The organism is Agrobacterium sp. LMR679 (assembly GCF_027157905.1).
GTDB classification, from domain to species: domain Bacteria; phylum Pseudomonadota; class Alphaproteobacteria; order Rhizobiales; family Rhizobiaceae; genus Agrobacterium; species Agrobacterium leguminum.
Window position 1 is genome coordinate 231,350 of the sequence record NZ_JAPVOJ010000002.1, and the last position, 15,612, is coordinate 246,961.

A 15,612-nucleotide genomic window follows, 5' to 3' on the forward strand; every position below is an offset into this window, starting at 1 on the left:
TCTTCTGCCTTCAAAAGCTCGCGCACGGAGCATGCGCGGCCAAAGCATAGGCGAAAAAATTGACTTTGGTTATGAAATAGGCTGACCGCAGGCGTGACAAAAACGCCGGACTGTTTCAGCCATGCCATATTCAAGCGCATCCGCCGTCAGCGCGTGACCGATGGAAACCTCAGCCAGATAAGGGATACGTTTCATCAGCCTGGGCAGGTTTGCGACAGTGAGATCATGGCCGGCATTGACGGCAAGTCCGAGCGCTCTTGCATGATCCGCCGTCTGCCCGAGCTTTTCGAGAAGCGCCTCACCCTTTTGCGGATCGTCAAAACAGCCGCCATAGGGGCCGGTGTAAAGTTCGATGCGCGCCGCACCCGTCTCGGCGGCCAGTTCCATCGGCTCGCGTTCGCCATCGCCATCGGCAAAAAGCGAGACGCGCATGCCGCCGGCCTTCAGGCGTCCCACCACGTCTTTCAGGAAAACGGCGTGCTTGCGGACATCCCAGCCATGGTCGGACGTCGCCTGCGACGGGTCGTCAGGCACCAGCGTTACCTGCTCCGGCTGGGTCTTCTCGCAAAGCACGAGGAAATCCTCGCTCGGATAACCTTCGATATTGAATTCCGCGCCGGGAAAACTGTCGTCGATCAGGGCGCGCAGCGCCGGCAGATCGGAAAAGCGGATATGGCGCTGATCTGGCCGCGGGTGTACAGTCAGCCCGCTTGCCCCCGCCGCCAGTGCAATATGCCCGAAATGCGCGACATCCGGCCATGGAAGATCGCGGCGGTTGCGTAACATGGCAATTGCGTTCAGATTGACAGAAAGTTTTGCGGGCATGGCATCGTGGCTCCGGTTCGGAATTGACATCCTGTTTCACGCAGGTTGAGGCCAATCGCAAGGAGGCCGGCAAATTTTTTATTATTGCGGGAACGAAAACAGGCAATACACGTTACGGTTCTGATGTAGCGTTTGGCATGAGGTCTTGATCGGAAAACATGTCCGTCTTGGGGGAACAAGCAACGGACACCTTTAAAAAGGCAGGCACACTGTCAAAGAGCGCGAAGGGGGAGACAATGCAGGATGGCCGGATGCCGTTCGAAAGTCACGGCGACGAGGACAAACCCAATCTAAGGATCAGCAGCTTTCTACCGGATATAAGCCTGCCCTCCTCCCTGCCCGCGGAACCCGTGCCCATCGCCGACATGGCCAATATCTTCGGGGTGACCCACCGGACGCTGCATTTTTACGAAGAAAAGGCGCTGCTGACCTCGAAGCGCATCGGCCAGATGCGGGTCTACACCCACCGCAACGTCCAGCGCATGGCCGTCATCAACGTCTGCCGCGAAGTGGGCATTTCCGTCGCCGCCATTACCGAGATCATGGAAAAATTCGTCCGTTCGCTCTCGCAAAGCGAGGCGGACGATATATTCCACGCCGCGCTGCGGCAGCGGAAGCGGGAATTGACGGCCGAGCTTTCCACCCTTCAGCGCCAGGCCCAGCAGATCGAGGAACTGCTGGTCACTGACACCGATGCGGACGGCATGGATGGCGCGGAACGGGGCCCGGCAAAGGACATCGCCCTCACCGACACCGAACGCAAATGCCTGGAACTGATGGCGGAGGGTTATGCGCCGGTGCGGCTCGCCCGCGCCCTTGGTCTTTCGGGCAGCGACCTTAATGTTCTCGAGGCGAAGATCATCGGCAAGTTCAATGCCAGCAACCGCTTTCAGGCGGTCGCCAAGGCGGTTCTGCTCGGCGTCATCCGCGCATAGTCACGATCAACGAACGATGGTCAGTGTCTCCGCCGCGCGGGTAATGGCGGTGTAAAGCCACCTCTCGCGCGAGTCCCGGAAAGCATAGCTCTCGTCGAAAAGAACCACGTTGTTCCACTGCGAACCCTGCGCCTTGTGCACGGTCAGCGCATAGCCGAAATCGAATTCGTCATAACGCTTGCGCGTGGACCACGGAATTTCCGTCTCCACATCCTCGAAGGCCGCCTTCAGCAATTTGATCTTGGCCGCGCCGCGATCCATATCGTCGTCTTCAGGCCGGATCATCAGGTTGATGCCGGGCTTCACCGTCTCGCGCGATGAACTCATCACCTGCCAGAGCGAACCGTTGAGCAGCCCCTTGGCCGGATCGTTCCGGAGGCAGACCAGCTTGTCACCGGATTGCGGGTAATCGGCGGTAAAACCCTTCAGCTCGCGAAGCCGCTGATTGTAGCGGCGGCGGGTGCGGTTGGTGCCGACGAGCACTTGATCGGCCTCGAGCACGAGCGACTGCGTCACTTCGGACTTGGAAATCACCTGCGCGGTCCCGTAATCGCCGCGCATGATCTCCCGGCCCTCCCGCACGTCCATGGCGAGATGGATGATGGGATTGTCCTTGGCCTGGCGATGGATTTCCGACAGCAGATAGTCCGGCTCCTGCTCGGTGAAGAAACCGCCGCCCGAAACCGGCGGCAGCTGGCCGGGATCGCCGAGCACGAGGATCGGCGTGCCGAAGCTCATCAGGTCCCTGCCGAGCTGCTCGTCCACCATCGAACATTCATCGATGATGATGAGCGCCGCCTTGGCGAGCGGGCTCTGGCGGTTGATGGAGAACATCGGCGCGATCGAAGTCTTGCCGGTTTCCTCGTCTTCCACCGTTTCTTCGCCGCGCGGGCGATAGATCAGCGAATGGATGGTGCGGGCATTGGTGGCCCCGCGTGAGCGCAGCACCTGCGCCGCCTTGCCGGTGAAGGCCGCAAACAGCACCTCGCCATCGACATTTTCCGCGAAATGCTTGGCAAGCGTCGTCTTGCCGGTTCCGGCATAACCGAACAGCCGGAAAACCGGCGTCCGGCCTTCCTTAAGCCAGCGGGAAACAGCCTTCAGCGCTTCGTCCTGTTGCGGTGAAAATAACATGCGCCCTCATCGCAGGATTCGAGCGTCATGCGCAACAGAAAAAGAACGAAAGATGAATCATCTCGCCAATATGAAGGCTCAATTGACCGCCTGTCGCTCGACAAGTTGCGCCAATTGCTCCGCAACCGTGTTCCAGCCGTCGAAGAAGCCCATCTCCGCGTGCCTGTCGCGATCCTCAAGATTGTTGTGCATGGCATAGGCCACATATTCCATGCCGTCGGGGTGATCGCGAAATGTCATCACGGCGGTGAGGAACGGCTGGGCGGAGGGGCGAAAACCCGCCGTCAGCGCGTCGGTAAAAACCAGACGCTGCTCATGATCCACCGCCAGAAAACATCCTTTGACATGCGGACCGAAGGCCGTGCCGTCCTCGCTATAGCGCGTTTCGAAGGCGCCGCCGGGATGGAGCTCCATGCGGTCGACCCGGCATTGGCCGGGATGCGGCACCCACCATTGTTCGAGGCTGGCCTTGTCCGTCCAGGCATTCCAGACGAGCCGGCGCGGCGCCCTGATGATGCGTGAAATCTTCAGATCGAGATCGGGATTGAAAGTCTCGGTCATTGGTCATTCTCCCCTTTGCTGGACATCCTGTCCTGTTGCGCCATGACGAATTGTTCGAGCCGGTCCGTGCGGCCTTCCCAGATGGCGCGTTGTTGCGACAACCAGCCATCGAGCATGGAGAACCTCTGCTTCTCCAGGGAACAGAACCGGACACGCCCCTGCTTGCGCGTCACGATCAGCCCCGCCTCTTCCAGCTGGCGGATATGTTTCATGAAGGATGGCAGGGCCATGTCGAAGGGCTCGGCCAGCGTTCCGATGCTCGCCTCCCCGCCGCCCAGCCTCAGGATCACCGCCCTGCGGGTCGGATCGGCAAGAGACTGGAAGATATCGTCGAGCGCGGCTGAATAGTTTTCCATAAGGCTAACTATCACGTCGAAATAGTTAGCTCAATGGATAAGTTTAAAAATCGCGAAAATTCTTTGCCGCAGGGAATAATCCGTCGGGTTGCGGTGTCTCTTGATGTGCTGGCGGCAGAGGCCGCCCGAACCAAGGAGGATATGTCCATGAAGATCCGCTTTATCGTTCCCGCCCTCGTTCTGGCTTTTGCCGGAACGGCCTACGCCGCCCCTATGGTCGAAACCGTCAAGACCGCCAAGGGCGATGTGCTGGCGGGCGAAAAAGGCATGACGCTCTACACTTTCAAGAACGACAAGAAGGGCGTATCCAATTGTTATGACAAATGCGCGGTGAACTGGCCGCCGTTTTTCGCAGCCGCCAGCGACAAGGCCGAGGGCGCCTATTCCCTCGTGAAGCGCAAGGATGGCAAGATGCAGTGGGCAAAGGATGGCATGCCGCTTTATTACTGGGTCAAGGATACCAAGAAGGGCGATGCCACCGGTGATGGTGTGAACGGTGTATGGGATGCCGCAAAACCCTGATGGCATGAAGGACGAAAAGCGGGGGAACCATTCCCCCGCAGCCGGCAGCTTCGAAACCGAAATGCTGGCGCTGATGCCCATGCTGCGCCGTTATTCCCGCAGCCTTTCCCGTTCAGATGCCGATGGCGAGGACCTCTTGCAGGACTGCGTGGAAAAGGCGCTGGCCAATAAAAGGCAATGGCGCGGAACGGGTTTGAAATCATGGGCTTACACGATAATGACGAATCTTTATCGTAACCGCCACCGCGCCGAGAAACGCCACCCGTCCGAGAGCCTGGACGGCCATGAGAGCATCGCCGGCGCGGAGACGCTCTCCGACACGCTGGAGAACGACCGGCTGCACGGCGCACTCGCCCTTCTTTCGCCGGACATGCGCGCCGTGCTGATGCTGGTGACGGTGGAAGGCTACAGCTATCAGGAGGCGGCCGAGACATTGTCCATCCCGCTCGGCACCGTCATGTCCAGACTGTCCCGCGCCCGCGAAACCCTTCGCCAGCATCTGGCGGCGGATAATATCATTCCCCTGCGGAGACCAAGATGAAACGGCTAGAGGCCATAACCGAAGACGATCTGCACGCCTATGTCGACGGACTTCTTTCCGACGATGACCGCGCGGCTGTCGAGGCCTGGCTGGCGGAAAGGCCGGAAGAGCAGGCCCGCGTGGAGGAATGGAGAAAACAGGCCGATATTCTGCGCAATGCCTTCGCCTCCTATGCCGCCGCACATCCGCATGATGCATCGATGCTCAGCCCGCAAAAGAAGGACCGCGCATGGCGGGCAAAACCGGTTCTCCTGCAAACAGCGGCGGCCCTTTTGATCTTCGTGGCGGGTGCTGCGGCGGGCAGGCTTCTGCCGCCGTCTTTTTCCACACCGCAGGACGTGACGCTGGCGTCGCTGACGACGGATATTCCGGCGCAGGCGAAATCCGCCTATCTCATCTATGCGAGCGAGGTGCGCCATCCCGTCGAAGTCGGCGCGGGAGAACAACAGCATCTCGCCACATGGCTCGGCAAGCGGCTCGGTTACCCCTTTACAATACCCGATCTCTCGAAGATCGGATATGACCTCGTCGGCGGGCGTCTTATCCCCGTCAGCGGCAAACCGGGCGCGATGCTGATGTATCAGGACAAGACCGGCCGTCGGGTGACGGTGCTGATCGGCCACAACGAGGAAAACCGCACCACCAGCTTCCGCATGGCCAGCGCCGACGGCATCGAGACCTTCTACTGGATCGACAATGAACTGGGTTACGCCGTGTCCGCCGAGCTGACGCGCGACGAGGTGCAGGCAATCGCCGAGGAATGTTACCGGCAGTTCCCGACGTGAAGATCGTTATTTCAACATCGGCCAGAGGCTGATGACGAGAAGCACGGCCATGGTGATATTGAACCATTTGAGCCGGACCGGCACCGCCAGCCATTCCCGCAATGCCGAGCCGAAACCGGCCCAGGTGGAAACGCTGGGAAGATTGACCGCGGCGAAGGCCACGCCGACGACAAGCACGGTGAGGAAATATTGCCGCTCATCCGTATAGGTCGCCATTGCCGTCACCGCCATCACCCACGCCTTGGGATTGACCCACTGAAAGGCGGCTGCGGCAAGGAAACTCATCGGCTCCGATGCGGCCGAACCCTCGCTCAGGCTGCGGGAGGTACCGATCTTCCACGCGATCCAGACGAGATAGAGCCCGCCTGCGAATTTCAGCCCGGTGTAAAGCACGGGCACCGAATGCAACAACGCGCCGAGACCGAAGCCGACCCCAATCAGCAGCGACAGGAACCCCGCCCCGATGCCCAGCATATGCGGGATGGTGCGGCGGAAACCGAAATTCACGCCGGAGGCAAAAAGCATCATATTGTTCGGGCCGGGCGTGATGGATGTGGTGAAGGCAAACAGCACCAGCGCGACAAGAGTTTCGACAGTCATGATTTCTCCTTGAGCCGAAATCCTATCCGCCGGGCCAACATCAGGCCACCCCGCCGGATCGATGGCCGAGGTCAATTTTTTTGATGGATCGATCCTCTCCATGCCGGCTTTGAGAAGTCGGAACAAAGTTCTATTGTCCGATTACCAACCGCTGGAGCGAACCCATGTATGACGATATTCCTTCCGTCACCCTGCCCTCCGGAAAAGAGGTTCCGGCCCTTGGCCTCGGCACCTGGAACATGGGGGAGACGAGATCATCCGCGCCGCAGGAGGTCGAAAGCATCTGCAAGGCGATCGATCTCGGCATGACGCTGATCGACACGGCGGAAATGTATGCGGACGGCAGATCGGAAGAGGTGGTCGGCGCGGCCATCGCCGGTCGTCGACAGGACGTGTTTCTGGTCAGCAAGGTCTATCCCTGGAACGCCAGCGAAAGAGGCACGGCGGAGGCCTGCGAGCGCAGCCTTGCAAGGCTCGGCACCGACCATATCGACCTCTATCTGCTGCACTGGCGCGGCGAGCATTCGCTTGCGGAAACCGTGGCGGCTTTCGAAAGGCTGAAGAGCGACGGCAAGATCGGCGACTGGGGCGTCTCCAATTTCGACACCGACGACATGGAGGAGCTTTTCGCGGTTCCCGGCGGCAAGAACTGCGCCGCCAATCAGGTGCTTTACAATCTGTCCCGGCGTGGGCCGGAGTTTTCGCTGCTGCCCTGGTGCCAGGAGCGCGGCGTGCCGCTGATGGCCTATTCCCCCATCGAGCAGGGCCGCATCTTGAAGAACCACGAACTCATCCGCATCGCCAAGGCCTATCAGGCGACACCGGCGCAACTGGCGCTCGCCTTTCTTCTGGAGAGGGACGGCGTCATCGCCATTCCTAAATCCGCCAGCGTTTCCCGTGTCGAGGAAAATCGCGGCGCGACCGATCTTGAAATAACTGAGGAAGACTGGGCCGCTCTCGACGCCGTCTTCCCGCCGCCAACGCGCAAGACCTCGCTGGAAATGCTGTGAGGTAACAGAGGGTTACGAAACACTTCGGAATCAATCGCTCAAGCGGTTGAATCGGAATGTGAACGCCAGGCCGAAAAGCAGGCCCGTTGTTCGGGGATGCGTCATCAGTCCCAGACCAGACCAAACGGCGCGACAAGCCGCGCCGTCAGACCATGAAAACGCACCGCGCTTCATCACGGTATACGGTGTTCATATTCCTCTTTCAGCCCCAGCCAGGTATCCCAGAAGGGTCCTGGCTCCTCTTCCTGAAGCCGGGCAGCGAGAATATCGAGGTGCACGTGCCAGCCGGCGCTGACATTGAGCTTGGTCGTGCGATCCGCAAGCCGGCGATGGACCAGCGTCAGAAGCACGTCCTTGCCCAGAGCCTGAAGCTCGATGGATACCTCCGCGCCCTCGCCCCAACTGAAGACAAGGCGGTGCGGCGGAACGACGGTGATGATGCGGGACGCCATCCTGTGCTCTTCGGAAAAGCCTTCCGGGCGACGGCCCGGCGGATCGGAAAGCTCATCGTTACGCCAGACGAGTTCGAACGGCGCATCGGGCGCAAGCCGCATTTCGCCGGAAGCCAGCCAGCGACGGCGAAGTTCGCTTTGTGTCAGATAGGCCCATACCCGCTCGATCGGCCCCGGCAGCAGCCGTTCGATCTTCAGGGTCGTCGGTTCGACAAGACGGCCATAGGCGTCAGGCATTGCAATATCAGCCATTGTCATTTCCTCCATCTGCAGGGATTTTTCCCTGATCATCCTCCCTGAGCATTTGCTCAAGAATATCGAGGCGGCTGCCCCAGAACTGTCGGTAGAAATCGAGCCATTCATGCGCCTGCGCCAACGGTTCCGGCGCAAGGCGGCAGACATGGATGCGCCCCCTCACCTCGCGGCGGATAAGCCCCGCATTTTCCAGCGCCTTGATATGTTTCGAGGCGGCAGCGAGCGATATGTCGAACGGCCGGGCCAACTGGCTCACCGTTCGCTCACCAAGGGAAAGATCGCGTAGCATCGTGCGCCGCGTGGCGTCGCCAAGGGCATGAAAGACGGTATCGAGATGTGAAGCGGATAATTCAACCATGTTGTTGAATATAGACTGCCGCCCCGGAAAGTCAACCATATGGTTGAATATATGCCGATCCGGGCGAAGCCATAAAAAAACCCGCGGCGAACCGCGGGCTTATATTCCAGCATATGCTCCGGATATGGAGGTTACATCCCCTGTGGGCCGCGATTCATCGCCGCGATACCGGTGCGGCAAATCTCGATCAGGCCGAGCGGCTTGATGATCGCCACAAACTGGTCGATCTTCGACGACTTGCCGGTGATCTCGAAGATGAAATGCTCCACCGTCGCATCCACTACCTTGGCCTGAAACGCATCGGCAAGGCGCAGCGTCTCGGCACGGTCCTCGCCGGAACCGGCGACCTTGATGAGCGCCACTTCGCGCTCGATCGGCCGTTCCTGCCCCAGTTCGCGGGCGCGAACGGTGAGATCGAGAACCCGGTGCACCGGCACGATGCGCTCAAGCTGCGCCTTGATCTGCTCCAGCACGATGGGCGTGCCGCGCGTAACGATGGTGATGCGCGACAGATGCGCCTCATGTTCCGTTTCCGAAACCGTCAGGCTTTCGATGTTGTAGCCGCGGCCGGAAAACAGGCCGATGACCCGGGCGAGAACGCCCGGCTCGTTGCTGACGAGAACCGACAGCGTGTGATTTTCGACGGCAGCCGTTTCCTTCTGGATGAAATAGGCCGAGCCGGTGGGTTGTAGGTGTGCGTTCATGTCCTTTTCCTCTCCCGGCTCAGACTAGCTGACGGCCCTTGGCGTCAATGGCGTTGGCAACCGCTTCATCCGTCGCCTCATCCGGCAACAGCATCTCGTTGTGGGCTTTACCAGACGGGATCATCGGGAAGCAATTGGCAAGATTGGCGACGCGGCAATCGAAAATGACCGGCTTCTTGACCGCGATCATTTCTGCAATCTTGTCGTCCAGTTCCTTCGGATCGTCGCAATACATGCCGACCGCGCCATAGGCTTCCGCCAGCTTGACGAAATCGGGCATGGCTTCCGTATAGGAGTTGGACAGGCGGTTGCCATGCAGCAGCTGCTGCCATTGGCGCACCATGCCCATATACTGGTTGTTGAGGATGAAGATCTTCACCGGCAGACCGTACTGGATGGCGCAGGACATTTCCTGAATGCACATCTGGATCGAGGCGTCACCGGCAATATCGATGACCAGCGCGTCCGGATGCGCGACCTGAACGCCGATGGCCGCCGGCAGGCCGTAACCCATGGTGCCGAGACCGCCCGAGGTCATCCAGTGGTTCGGCTCCTCGAAACCGAAGAACTGCGCCGCCCACATCTGATGCTGGCCGACTTCGGTGGTGATATAGGTGTCGCGGCCCTTCGACGCCTCATAAAGCCGCTGCAAGGCATATTGCGGCATGATGACATCGTTGGAGTTCTTGTAGGCGAAGGAATTGCGGGCGCGCCAACGCTCGATCTGCGCCCACCAGTCAGCCGTCTGCGCCTTCTCAACCTTCTTCGGCAGAGCGCGCCACAGGCGAACCATATCCTCCAGAACATGGCTGACATCGCCGATGATCGGCACGTCGACGCGAACCGTCTTGTTGATCGAGGACGGGTCGATATCGATATGGATCTTCTTCGAATTCGGCGAAAACGCATTGATGCGGCCGGTAATTCGGTCGTCGAAACGCGCGCCGACGCAGACCAGAACGTCGCAATCATGCATCGTCATATTGGCTTCGTAGGAACCGTGCATGCCCAGCATGCCGAGCCAGTTCTTGCCGGAAGCCGGATAGGCGCCGAGACCCATCAGCGTCGAGGTGATCGGGAAGCCGGTCAGCTCGACCAGTTCGCGCAGCAGCCGGGTTGCCTCCGGGCCGGAATTGATGACGCCGCCGCCGGTATAGAAAACCGGCTTCTTCGCCTTCGACATCAGGTCGATGGCGGCATGAATGGCGTTCAGATCGCCCTGAACCTTCGGCTTGTAGCTCTCATGCTGGGTGGCGGCGGAGGGCGGCGTGTAGGTACCGGTGGCGAACTGGATGTCCTTCGGAATATCGACGACGACAGGACCGGGACGACCCGTCTGCGCGATGCGGAAGGCTTCATGGATGATGCCCGCCAGCTCGTTGACGTCCTTGACCAGCCAGTTGTGCTTGGTGCAGGGGCGCGTGATACCGACGGTATCGCATTCCTGGAACGCATCGGAACCGATGAGCGTGGTGGGAACCTGGCCGGACAGGCAGACGAGCGGAATGGAATCCATCAGCGCATCCTGCAGCGGGGTGACCGCATTGGTCGCGCCGGGGCCGGAGGTGACGAGCATGACGCCGACCTTGCCGGTGGAACGGGCATAACCTTCGGCGGCGTGGCCAGCGCCCTGCTCGTGGCGCACGAGGATATGCTGGATGTCTTCCTGCTGGAAAATCTCGTCATAGATCGGAAGCACGGCACCGCCAGGATAACCGAAGATGTGCTCGACGCCATTGTCCTTCAGCGCCTGCAGAACGATCTCCGCACCTGTCATGCGATTGCTGTTTTCCGTATTGTCCTTATCCGTCATTGCCTGTTTCCATCCCGCTTTGGCTTTGGATATCGAGGAGCCCGAGGGCCTGTTTGAAGACATAAAAAAAGGCCCCTAGAGGAGCCTCGTTCAGCGCATGGGTGCTTTCGCCGGATGGTTACATCATCCTGCCCATGCGCCGTCCCACCACGATAAGTACGTTAAGATTTTTCATGGGCCGGAGTGTTAGCCACAAAAGCGCCAGCCGTCAACGCATATTGCGGGAAAAAATCGCCGCCGCCTTCTTTTATTACCAGAAAGGCTGCTTGCGCGAAATTTTCGAACGCAGCCGATACACATGTTGTTAAGCATAATCTTTTAATATCGAGAACGCAGATACTGCCCGAACCACCGCGATCATCCGCATGTACCGGGAAAAAATGTGAGTAACGACACGTTTCATAATGCGTCCCGCATGGACGAAAACGAACGGCGATCCGGCCAGCAGCCGGCGAACCGCATGCTGGGCCGCGTCATCGCCTGTAACGGTGCGCACGCCACCATCGCTGCCGAGACCGAACCCGGCACCACCGATGTCTCGCAGCTCTGGTCCGTCGGACGCCTGATCTCCATCGAAATGGGTACGAGCCGTGTCGCAGCGCTGGTCTTTTCCATGCGAACCGGCGAGGACTATTGGGCGGCGGACAGGCCGAACAGGCTGCTGATCGAGGTTGAACTGGTTGGCGAAGTCTATCGCACCGAGGACGGCAGCGAGCGCTTTTCCACCGGCATTTCCCGTTACCCCTATCTCGGTGCAGTGGCACATCGCATCCGCACCAGCGATCTTGCCAAGATTTACGACAGCGGCAAGCGCGACGCCTGCACGATCGGCCGGCTGACGCAGGACGATACGATCAACGCCACCATCAGCATTCCCCAGATGCTCGCCAAACATTTCGCCGTCGTCGGCTCGACGGGCGTGGGCAAGACCACCGCCGTCTCGCTGCTTCTGAACAAGGCGATCGAGACCGACCCGAAGCTGCGCGTCCTCATTCTCGATCCGCATAATGAATTCGCGGCCGCCTTTCCCGATCATTCGGTCGTCATCGACACCGATACGCTGGATCTTCCCTTCTGGCTGATGCGCCTTGAGGAATTTGCGGAAGTGATTTTCCGCGGCCGCAAGCCCGTACCTGAAGAAATGGACGTCCTTCGCGACCTTGTTCCGGAAGCAAAAAAGGCATTTCGCGGCACCGAGGGTTCCGCCGTGCGTCGCACCTCCGACAAGAGCGCGATCACGCCGGATACGCCGGTGCCCTATCGCATGGCCGATCTTCTCGCCCTCATCGACGAGCGTATCGGCCGGCTGGAAGGGCGTGGCGAAAAACCCGCGCTGCGCTCGCTGAAAGGCCGCATCCTCTCGGCCATCAACGACACGCGCTACAATTTCATGTTCTCCAGCAATACGATCAGCGACACCATTCTGGAGACGGTCGCGCATATTTTCCGCATTCCCGGGGAAGGCAAGCCGATTTCGGTGTTCCAGCTTTCCGGCATCCCCTCCGAAGTGGTGAATTCGGTGGTCTCCGTCCTCTGCCGCATGTCTTTCGAACTGGCGGTGCTGGCGCGCGGCTCGCTGCATATGCTTGTCGTCTGCGAGGAAGCGCACCGTTATGTGCCCGCCGACCCCGAGCGCGGCTTTTTCCCCACCCGGCAATCCATTGCCCAGATCGCCAAGGAAGGCCGTAAATACGGCATTTCGCTCGGCGTCATCAGCCAGCGGCCAAGCGAGCTGGACCAGACCATCCTGTCGCAATGCTCGACCGTTTTTGCCATGCGGCTGTCGAACGAGATCGACCAGAAGATCATTCTCTCCGCCGTACCGAACGCATCGACCTCGACCACCAGCTTTCTGTCTTCCATCGGCAATGGCGAGGCCATCGCCTTTGGCGAGGCCGTCAATGTACCGATGCGCATGCGTTTCGACCGCGTGGCCACGGCCAAATTGCCGAAAGCAAGCGGCACCATCAGCCATGCGAACCATGAAACCCCTGACACCGTCGATCTGAACAACATCGTCACCCGCATGCGCGCCACGGCCAAGCCTGTTATCACCGGCTTCCAGCAAAGCGTCGAGGCAGCCTTTTCCGATCTGCCGGAGCCGGCAGCCGCACCACGGGAAACGGACGACATCGACCGCTGGAAGCGGGAACTGGGAACGGCCGCACCAGAGGGATACGAGCCCTACCGCCCGGACATGCTGCCCGGCCGCACGCTCTCCGCATCGCCAAATCCGGCGGCAACCGATGCCGCCTCCGGCGCGGTCAACGAATTGCGCAAGGCGAGTTTCCAGATGCAGGCGCAGAATGGCCCGCCGCCCGGCGATGCACGTCCCTCGCTCCGCGAAAGCCTGCTGAAGAAGCCGCTCGGCAGTCTCTACCGGAAAGACTGACGGGCGCTCTCACGGCTGGATACGTCTCCAGTCGTCTCCCATCTGGTTGCGGAACCAGGTCATCTGCCGTTTGGCATATTGACGGGTCGCGGCCGCCGATTTTTCGATGACCTCCGCCTCGCCGATGCGCCCGGCCAGCATATCGGCGATCTGGGCAACGCCGATCGCCTTCATTGCGGTGGCATCGGATGCGAGGTTGAGCGCGAGAAGCGCCTCCACCTCCTCCACCGCCCCGCTATCCATCATCATCTCGAAACGCCGGTTGATGCAGTCATGCAGCACCGGCCTTTCCGGCAGGACGACGAATTTTTGCGCCCGGTCGGGATCGACGATCATCGGGCCGCTGGCGCGCTGAAAATCCCGGATCGACTTTCCGGTCGCCTTGAGCACCTCCAGCGCCCGGACGATACGCTGGCCGTCTCCCGGCTGCAGCATATCCGCCATGGCCGGATCGTGCCGTGCGAGTTCGGCATGGAGCGCAGCCGCCCCCTCCCCGATCAGCCGGGCACGCAGCCCATCGCGGATGTCATCCGGAATGGCGGGCATATCGGAAAGCCCGCCCGTCAGCGCCTTGAAATAAAGCCCCGTACCGCCGACGATGACGGGCAAACGCCCCTGCCCGCGCAAATCCGCAAGCAGGGCGGAAATGTCCCGCAGCCATTCGCCGGTTGAATAGAGGCTGCTCGCCGGCACATGACCGTAGAGAAGATGCGGCACGCCTTCCATCTCGTCTTCGGACGGCCGCGCGGTCAGCACCCGCAGCGTGTCGTAAACCTGCATGCTGTCGGCATTGATGACGACGCCGTCCCGCTCCCGCGCCAGACGAAGCGCAAGCGCGGACTTGCCGCTTGCCGTCGGGCCGGTTATCAGGATCGCATCAAAATTCTCATCAAGGTTTTTCATCATGGCTCTCGTTGCCACGCTTATCGCCAATCCGTCAAATCCTGTTCTGACACCGGCCCTCGGCGAGGCGGCCGCAAAGGCCGTCAACGCATCGGGCCTTTATTGGCTGGCCGATGGCATCGCCTGCGATATCGCCCTGCCTTCCGGCACCGCAGCCGAACAGGCTCGCAGTGCTATTGCAGCCACGCTTGTCGGAAAACCGATCGATATCGTCATCCAGGAACAGGATCAGCGCCGCAAGAAACTGCTGATCGCCGATATGGATTCGACCATGATCGGCCAGGAATGCATTGATGAGCTGGCCGCCGAAGTCGGGCTGAAGGAAAAAGTTTCCGCCATTACCGCCCGCGCCATGAATGGCGAGATCGCCTTCGAACCCGCACTGCGGGAACGTGTGGCGCTGCTGAAGGGCCTGCCTGTCTCGGTGATCGACGATGTCATCGAAAAGCGCATCACGCTTACCCCCGGCGGCAAGGAGCTGATCGCCACCATGAAGGGCAAGGGCTATTACACCGCCCTCGTTTCCGGCGGCTTCACCGTCTTCACCGGCCGCGTCGCCGCCATGCTGGGTTTTGACGAGAACCGCGCCAATCTGCTCGGCGAAGCCAATGGCGAGCTTGATGGCACCGTTGCCGAACCGATCCTCGGCAAACAGGCCAAGGTGGATGCGCTGAACGATATCGCCGCAAGGCTCGGCATCTCGCCGGAAGAGGCAATGGCGGTCGGCGATGGCGCCAACGATCTCGGCATGCTGCATCTGGCCGGCGCAGGCGTTGCCCTGCACGCCAAGCCGGCCGTGGCCGCCGAGGCGCAGATGCGCATCGACCATGGCGACCTGACCGCGCTTCTTTACATCCAGGGCTATCGCAAGACGGATTTTGTCACTCCATGATTATCCGAGAGACGCCACGACTCATTCTGCGCGAGTGGAAGGAGAGCGACCGTGACCTGTTCCGCGAAATCAACGCCGACGAAAAGGTCATGGAGTTTTTCCCCTTCCGCCGCAGCCATGCGGAAGCGGACGCCGTGCTGGAAACCATCAACGGCATGATCCGCGGCAGCGGCTATGGTTTTTATGCGATGGAACTGCGCGAAACCGGCGAGGTCATGGGCTTCTGCGGCATCTCCCCCGGTCATGAACCTCGATCCGCCCTTCCCGGTCGGCACCATGGAGATCGGCTGGCGGCTCGCCACCCGCTTCTGGGGCCACGGCTATGTCACGGAAGCGGCGCAGTCGCTGCTCGTCATGGCCTTCGATGAAAAGGAAACGCCGGAAATCGTCTCCTTCGCCGTCCACGACAACCACCGTTCGACGGCGGTGATGGAGCGCATCGGCCTGAAGCGCGATCCTTCCCGCGACTTCGACCATCCGCGCGTACCGGAAGAGACACATCCGCATCTGCGGCCGCACGTCACCTATGCGCTGACGCTGGAGGAATGGCGGGCGCGATAAGAAACCTGCCCGC

General features: G+C 60.5%; 17 protein-coding genes and 1 pseudogene. 8 read left to right on the forward strand and 10 right to left on the reverse strand.

Going from position 1 to position 15,612, the window contains the following annotated elements:
- Positions 1 to 69: 69 nt before the first annotated feature.
- Entirely contained in the window at positions 70 to 825 is a 756-nt protein-coding gene (locus tag O3W47_RS11985) for a pyridoxine 5'-phosphate synthase (protein WP_269313828.1), read from the reverse strand.
- Between the two features lie 236 nt (positions 826 to 1,061).
- On the opposite strand from O3W47_RS11985, the gene O3W47_RS11990 reads away from it, so the two are divergent.
- On the forward strand, positions 1,062 to 1,760 hold the full coding sequence (locus tag O3W47_RS11990) for a MerR family transcriptional regulator (protein ID WP_137453001.1): 699 nt from the start codon (positions 1,062 to 1,064) through the stop codon (positions 1,758 to 1,760).
- A gap of 6 nt (positions 1,761 to 1,766) precedes the next feature.
- On the opposite strand, the gene O3W47_RS11995 is transcribed toward O3W47_RS11990, so the two are convergent.
- From O3W47_RS11995 to O3W47_RS12005, 3 genes are all read right to left on the reverse strand, one after another.
- On the reverse strand, positions 1,767 to 2,894 hold the full coding sequence (locus O3W47_RS11995; RefSeq protein ID WP_127757230.1) for an ATP-dependent DNA helicase: 1,128 nt from the start codon (positions 2,892 to 2,894) through the stop codon (positions 1,767 to 1,769).
- A gap of 78 nt (positions 2,895 to 2,972) precedes the next feature.
- Complete coding sequence (locus O3W47_RS12000) at positions 2,973 to 3,455, reverse strand: SRPBCC family protein (protein WP_080856544.1); 483 nt, start codon at positions 3,453 to 3,455, stop codon at positions 2,973 to 2,975.
- Positions 3,452 to 3,811 (reverse strand): ArsR/SmtB family transcription factor, encoded by a 360-nt coding sequence (locus O3W47_RS12005; RefSeq protein ID WP_162936619.1) that lies wholly within the window; start codon positions 3,809 to 3,811, stop codon positions 3,452 to 3,454. The genes O3W47_RS12000 and O3W47_RS12005 overlap by 4 nt, the downstream gene beginning before the upstream one ends.
- A gap of 141 nt (positions 3,812 to 3,952) precedes the next feature.
- Between O3W47_RS12005 and O3W47_RS12010 the strand changes: the two genes are divergently transcribed.
- From O3W47_RS12010 to O3W47_RS12020, 3 genes are read left to right on the forward strand one after another with little or no spacing between them, the layout of a single operon-like run.
- Positions 3,953 to 4,333, forward strand: coding sequence for a COG4315 family predicted lipoprotein (locus O3W47_RS12010; RefSeq protein WP_080818673.1), 381 nt, complete (start codon positions 3,953 to 3,955; stop codon positions 4,331 to 4,333).
- Positions 4,317 to 4,874 carry an RNA polymerase sigma factor gene (locus O3W47_RS12015; RefSeq protein ID WP_269313830.1) on the forward strand — a complete coding sequence of 186 codons (558 nt, stop codon included), beginning with the start codon at positions 4,317 to 4,319 and terminating at the stop codon, positions 4,872 to 4,874. Before O3W47_RS12010 ends, O3W47_RS12015 begins: the two co-directional genes overlap by 17 nt.
- Positions 4,871 to 5,659: an anti-sigma factor family protein gene (locus O3W47_RS12020; RefSeq protein ID WP_269313831.1), complete on the forward strand. Its 789-nt coding sequence runs from the start codon at positions 4,871 to 4,873 to the stop codon at positions 5,657 to 5,659. The genes O3W47_RS12015 and O3W47_RS12020 overlap by 4 nt, the downstream gene beginning before the upstream one ends.
- Before the next feature lie 6 nt (positions 5,660 to 5,665).
- Here O3W47_RS12020 and O3W47_RS12025 read toward each other — a convergent pair whose 3' ends face one another.
- A complete protein-coding gene (locus O3W47_RS12025; RefSeq protein ID WP_080856548.1) occupies positions 5,666 to 6,259 on the reverse strand; it encodes a LysE family translocator in 594 nt (197 codons plus the stop codon).
- Between the two features lie 164 nt (positions 6,260 to 6,423).
- Here O3W47_RS12025 and O3W47_RS12030 point away from each other — a divergent pair, with 164 nt between their 5' ends.
- Positions 6,424 to 7,269 (forward strand): aldo/keto reductase, encoded by an 846-nt coding sequence (locus O3W47_RS12030; RefSeq protein ID WP_269313832.1) that lies wholly within the window; start codon positions 6,424 to 6,426, stop codon positions 7,267 to 7,269.
- Positions 7,270 to 7,442: 173 nt separating this feature from the next.
- Here O3W47_RS12030 and O3W47_RS12035 read toward each other — a convergent pair whose 3' ends face one another.
- From O3W47_RS12035 to O3W47_RS12050, 4 genes are all read right to left on the reverse strand, one after another.
- Positions 7,443 to 7,973, reverse strand: coding sequence for an SRPBCC family protein (locus O3W47_RS12035; RefSeq protein WP_080851498.1), 531 nt, complete (start codon positions 7,971 to 7,973; stop codon positions 7,443 to 7,445).
- The gene (locus tag O3W47_RS12040; protein ID WP_137004357.1) at positions 7,966 to 8,334 is read right to left on the reverse strand and encodes an ArsR/SmtB family transcription factor; all 369 of its coding nucleotides are present in this window, start codon (positions 8,332 to 8,334) and stop codon (positions 7,966 to 7,968) included. The genes O3W47_RS12035 and O3W47_RS12040 overlap by 8 nt, the downstream gene beginning before the upstream one ends.
- Before the next feature lie 131 nt (positions 8,335 to 8,465).
- Positions 8,466 to 9,038: an acetolactate synthase small subunit gene (gene ilvN / locus O3W47_RS12045; protein WP_003522378.1), complete on the reverse strand. Its 573-nt coding sequence runs from the start codon at positions 9,036 to 9,038 to the stop codon at positions 8,466 to 8,468.
- Between the two features lie 19 nt (positions 9,039 to 9,057).
- Positions 9,058 to 10,851: an acetolactate synthase 3 large subunit gene (locus O3W47_RS12050; RefSeq protein WP_035239227.1), complete on the reverse strand. Its 1,794-nt coding sequence runs from the start codon at positions 10,849 to 10,851 to the stop codon at positions 9,058 to 9,060.
- 382 nt (positions 10,852 to 11,233) lie between these two features.
- Here O3W47_RS12050 and O3W47_RS12055 point away from each other — a divergent pair, with 382 nt between their 5' ends.
- Positions 11,234 to 13,243: an ATP-binding protein gene (locus O3W47_RS12055; protein WP_269313833.1), complete on the forward strand. Its 2,010-nt coding sequence runs from the start codon at positions 11,234 to 11,236 to the stop codon at positions 13,241 to 13,243.
- Between the two features lie 9 nt (positions 13,244 to 13,252).
- Here the strand turns inward: O3W47_RS12055 and miaA are convergent, their stop codons facing one another.
- Entirely contained in the window at positions 13,253 to 14,149 is an 897-nt protein-coding gene (miaA, locus tag O3W47_RS12060) for a tRNA (adenosine(37)-N6)-dimethylallyltransferase MiaA (protein ID WP_262533185.1), read from the reverse strand.
- Here miaA and serB point away from each other — a divergent pair.
- The gene (gene serB / locus O3W47_RS12065; RefSeq protein WP_174023723.1) at positions 14,148 to 15,038 is read left to right on the forward strand and encodes a phosphoserine phosphatase SerB; all 891 of its coding nucleotides are present in this window, start codon (positions 14,148 to 14,150) and stop codon (positions 15,036 to 15,038) included. The genes miaA and serB overlap by 2 nt on opposite strands.
- Positions 15,035 to 15,599, forward strand: a pseudogene (locus O3W47_RS12070) (GNAT family N-acetyltransferase). Before serB ends, O3W47_RS12070 begins: the two are co-directional and overlap by 4 nt.
- Positions 15,600 to 15,612: the final 13 nt, after the last annotated feature.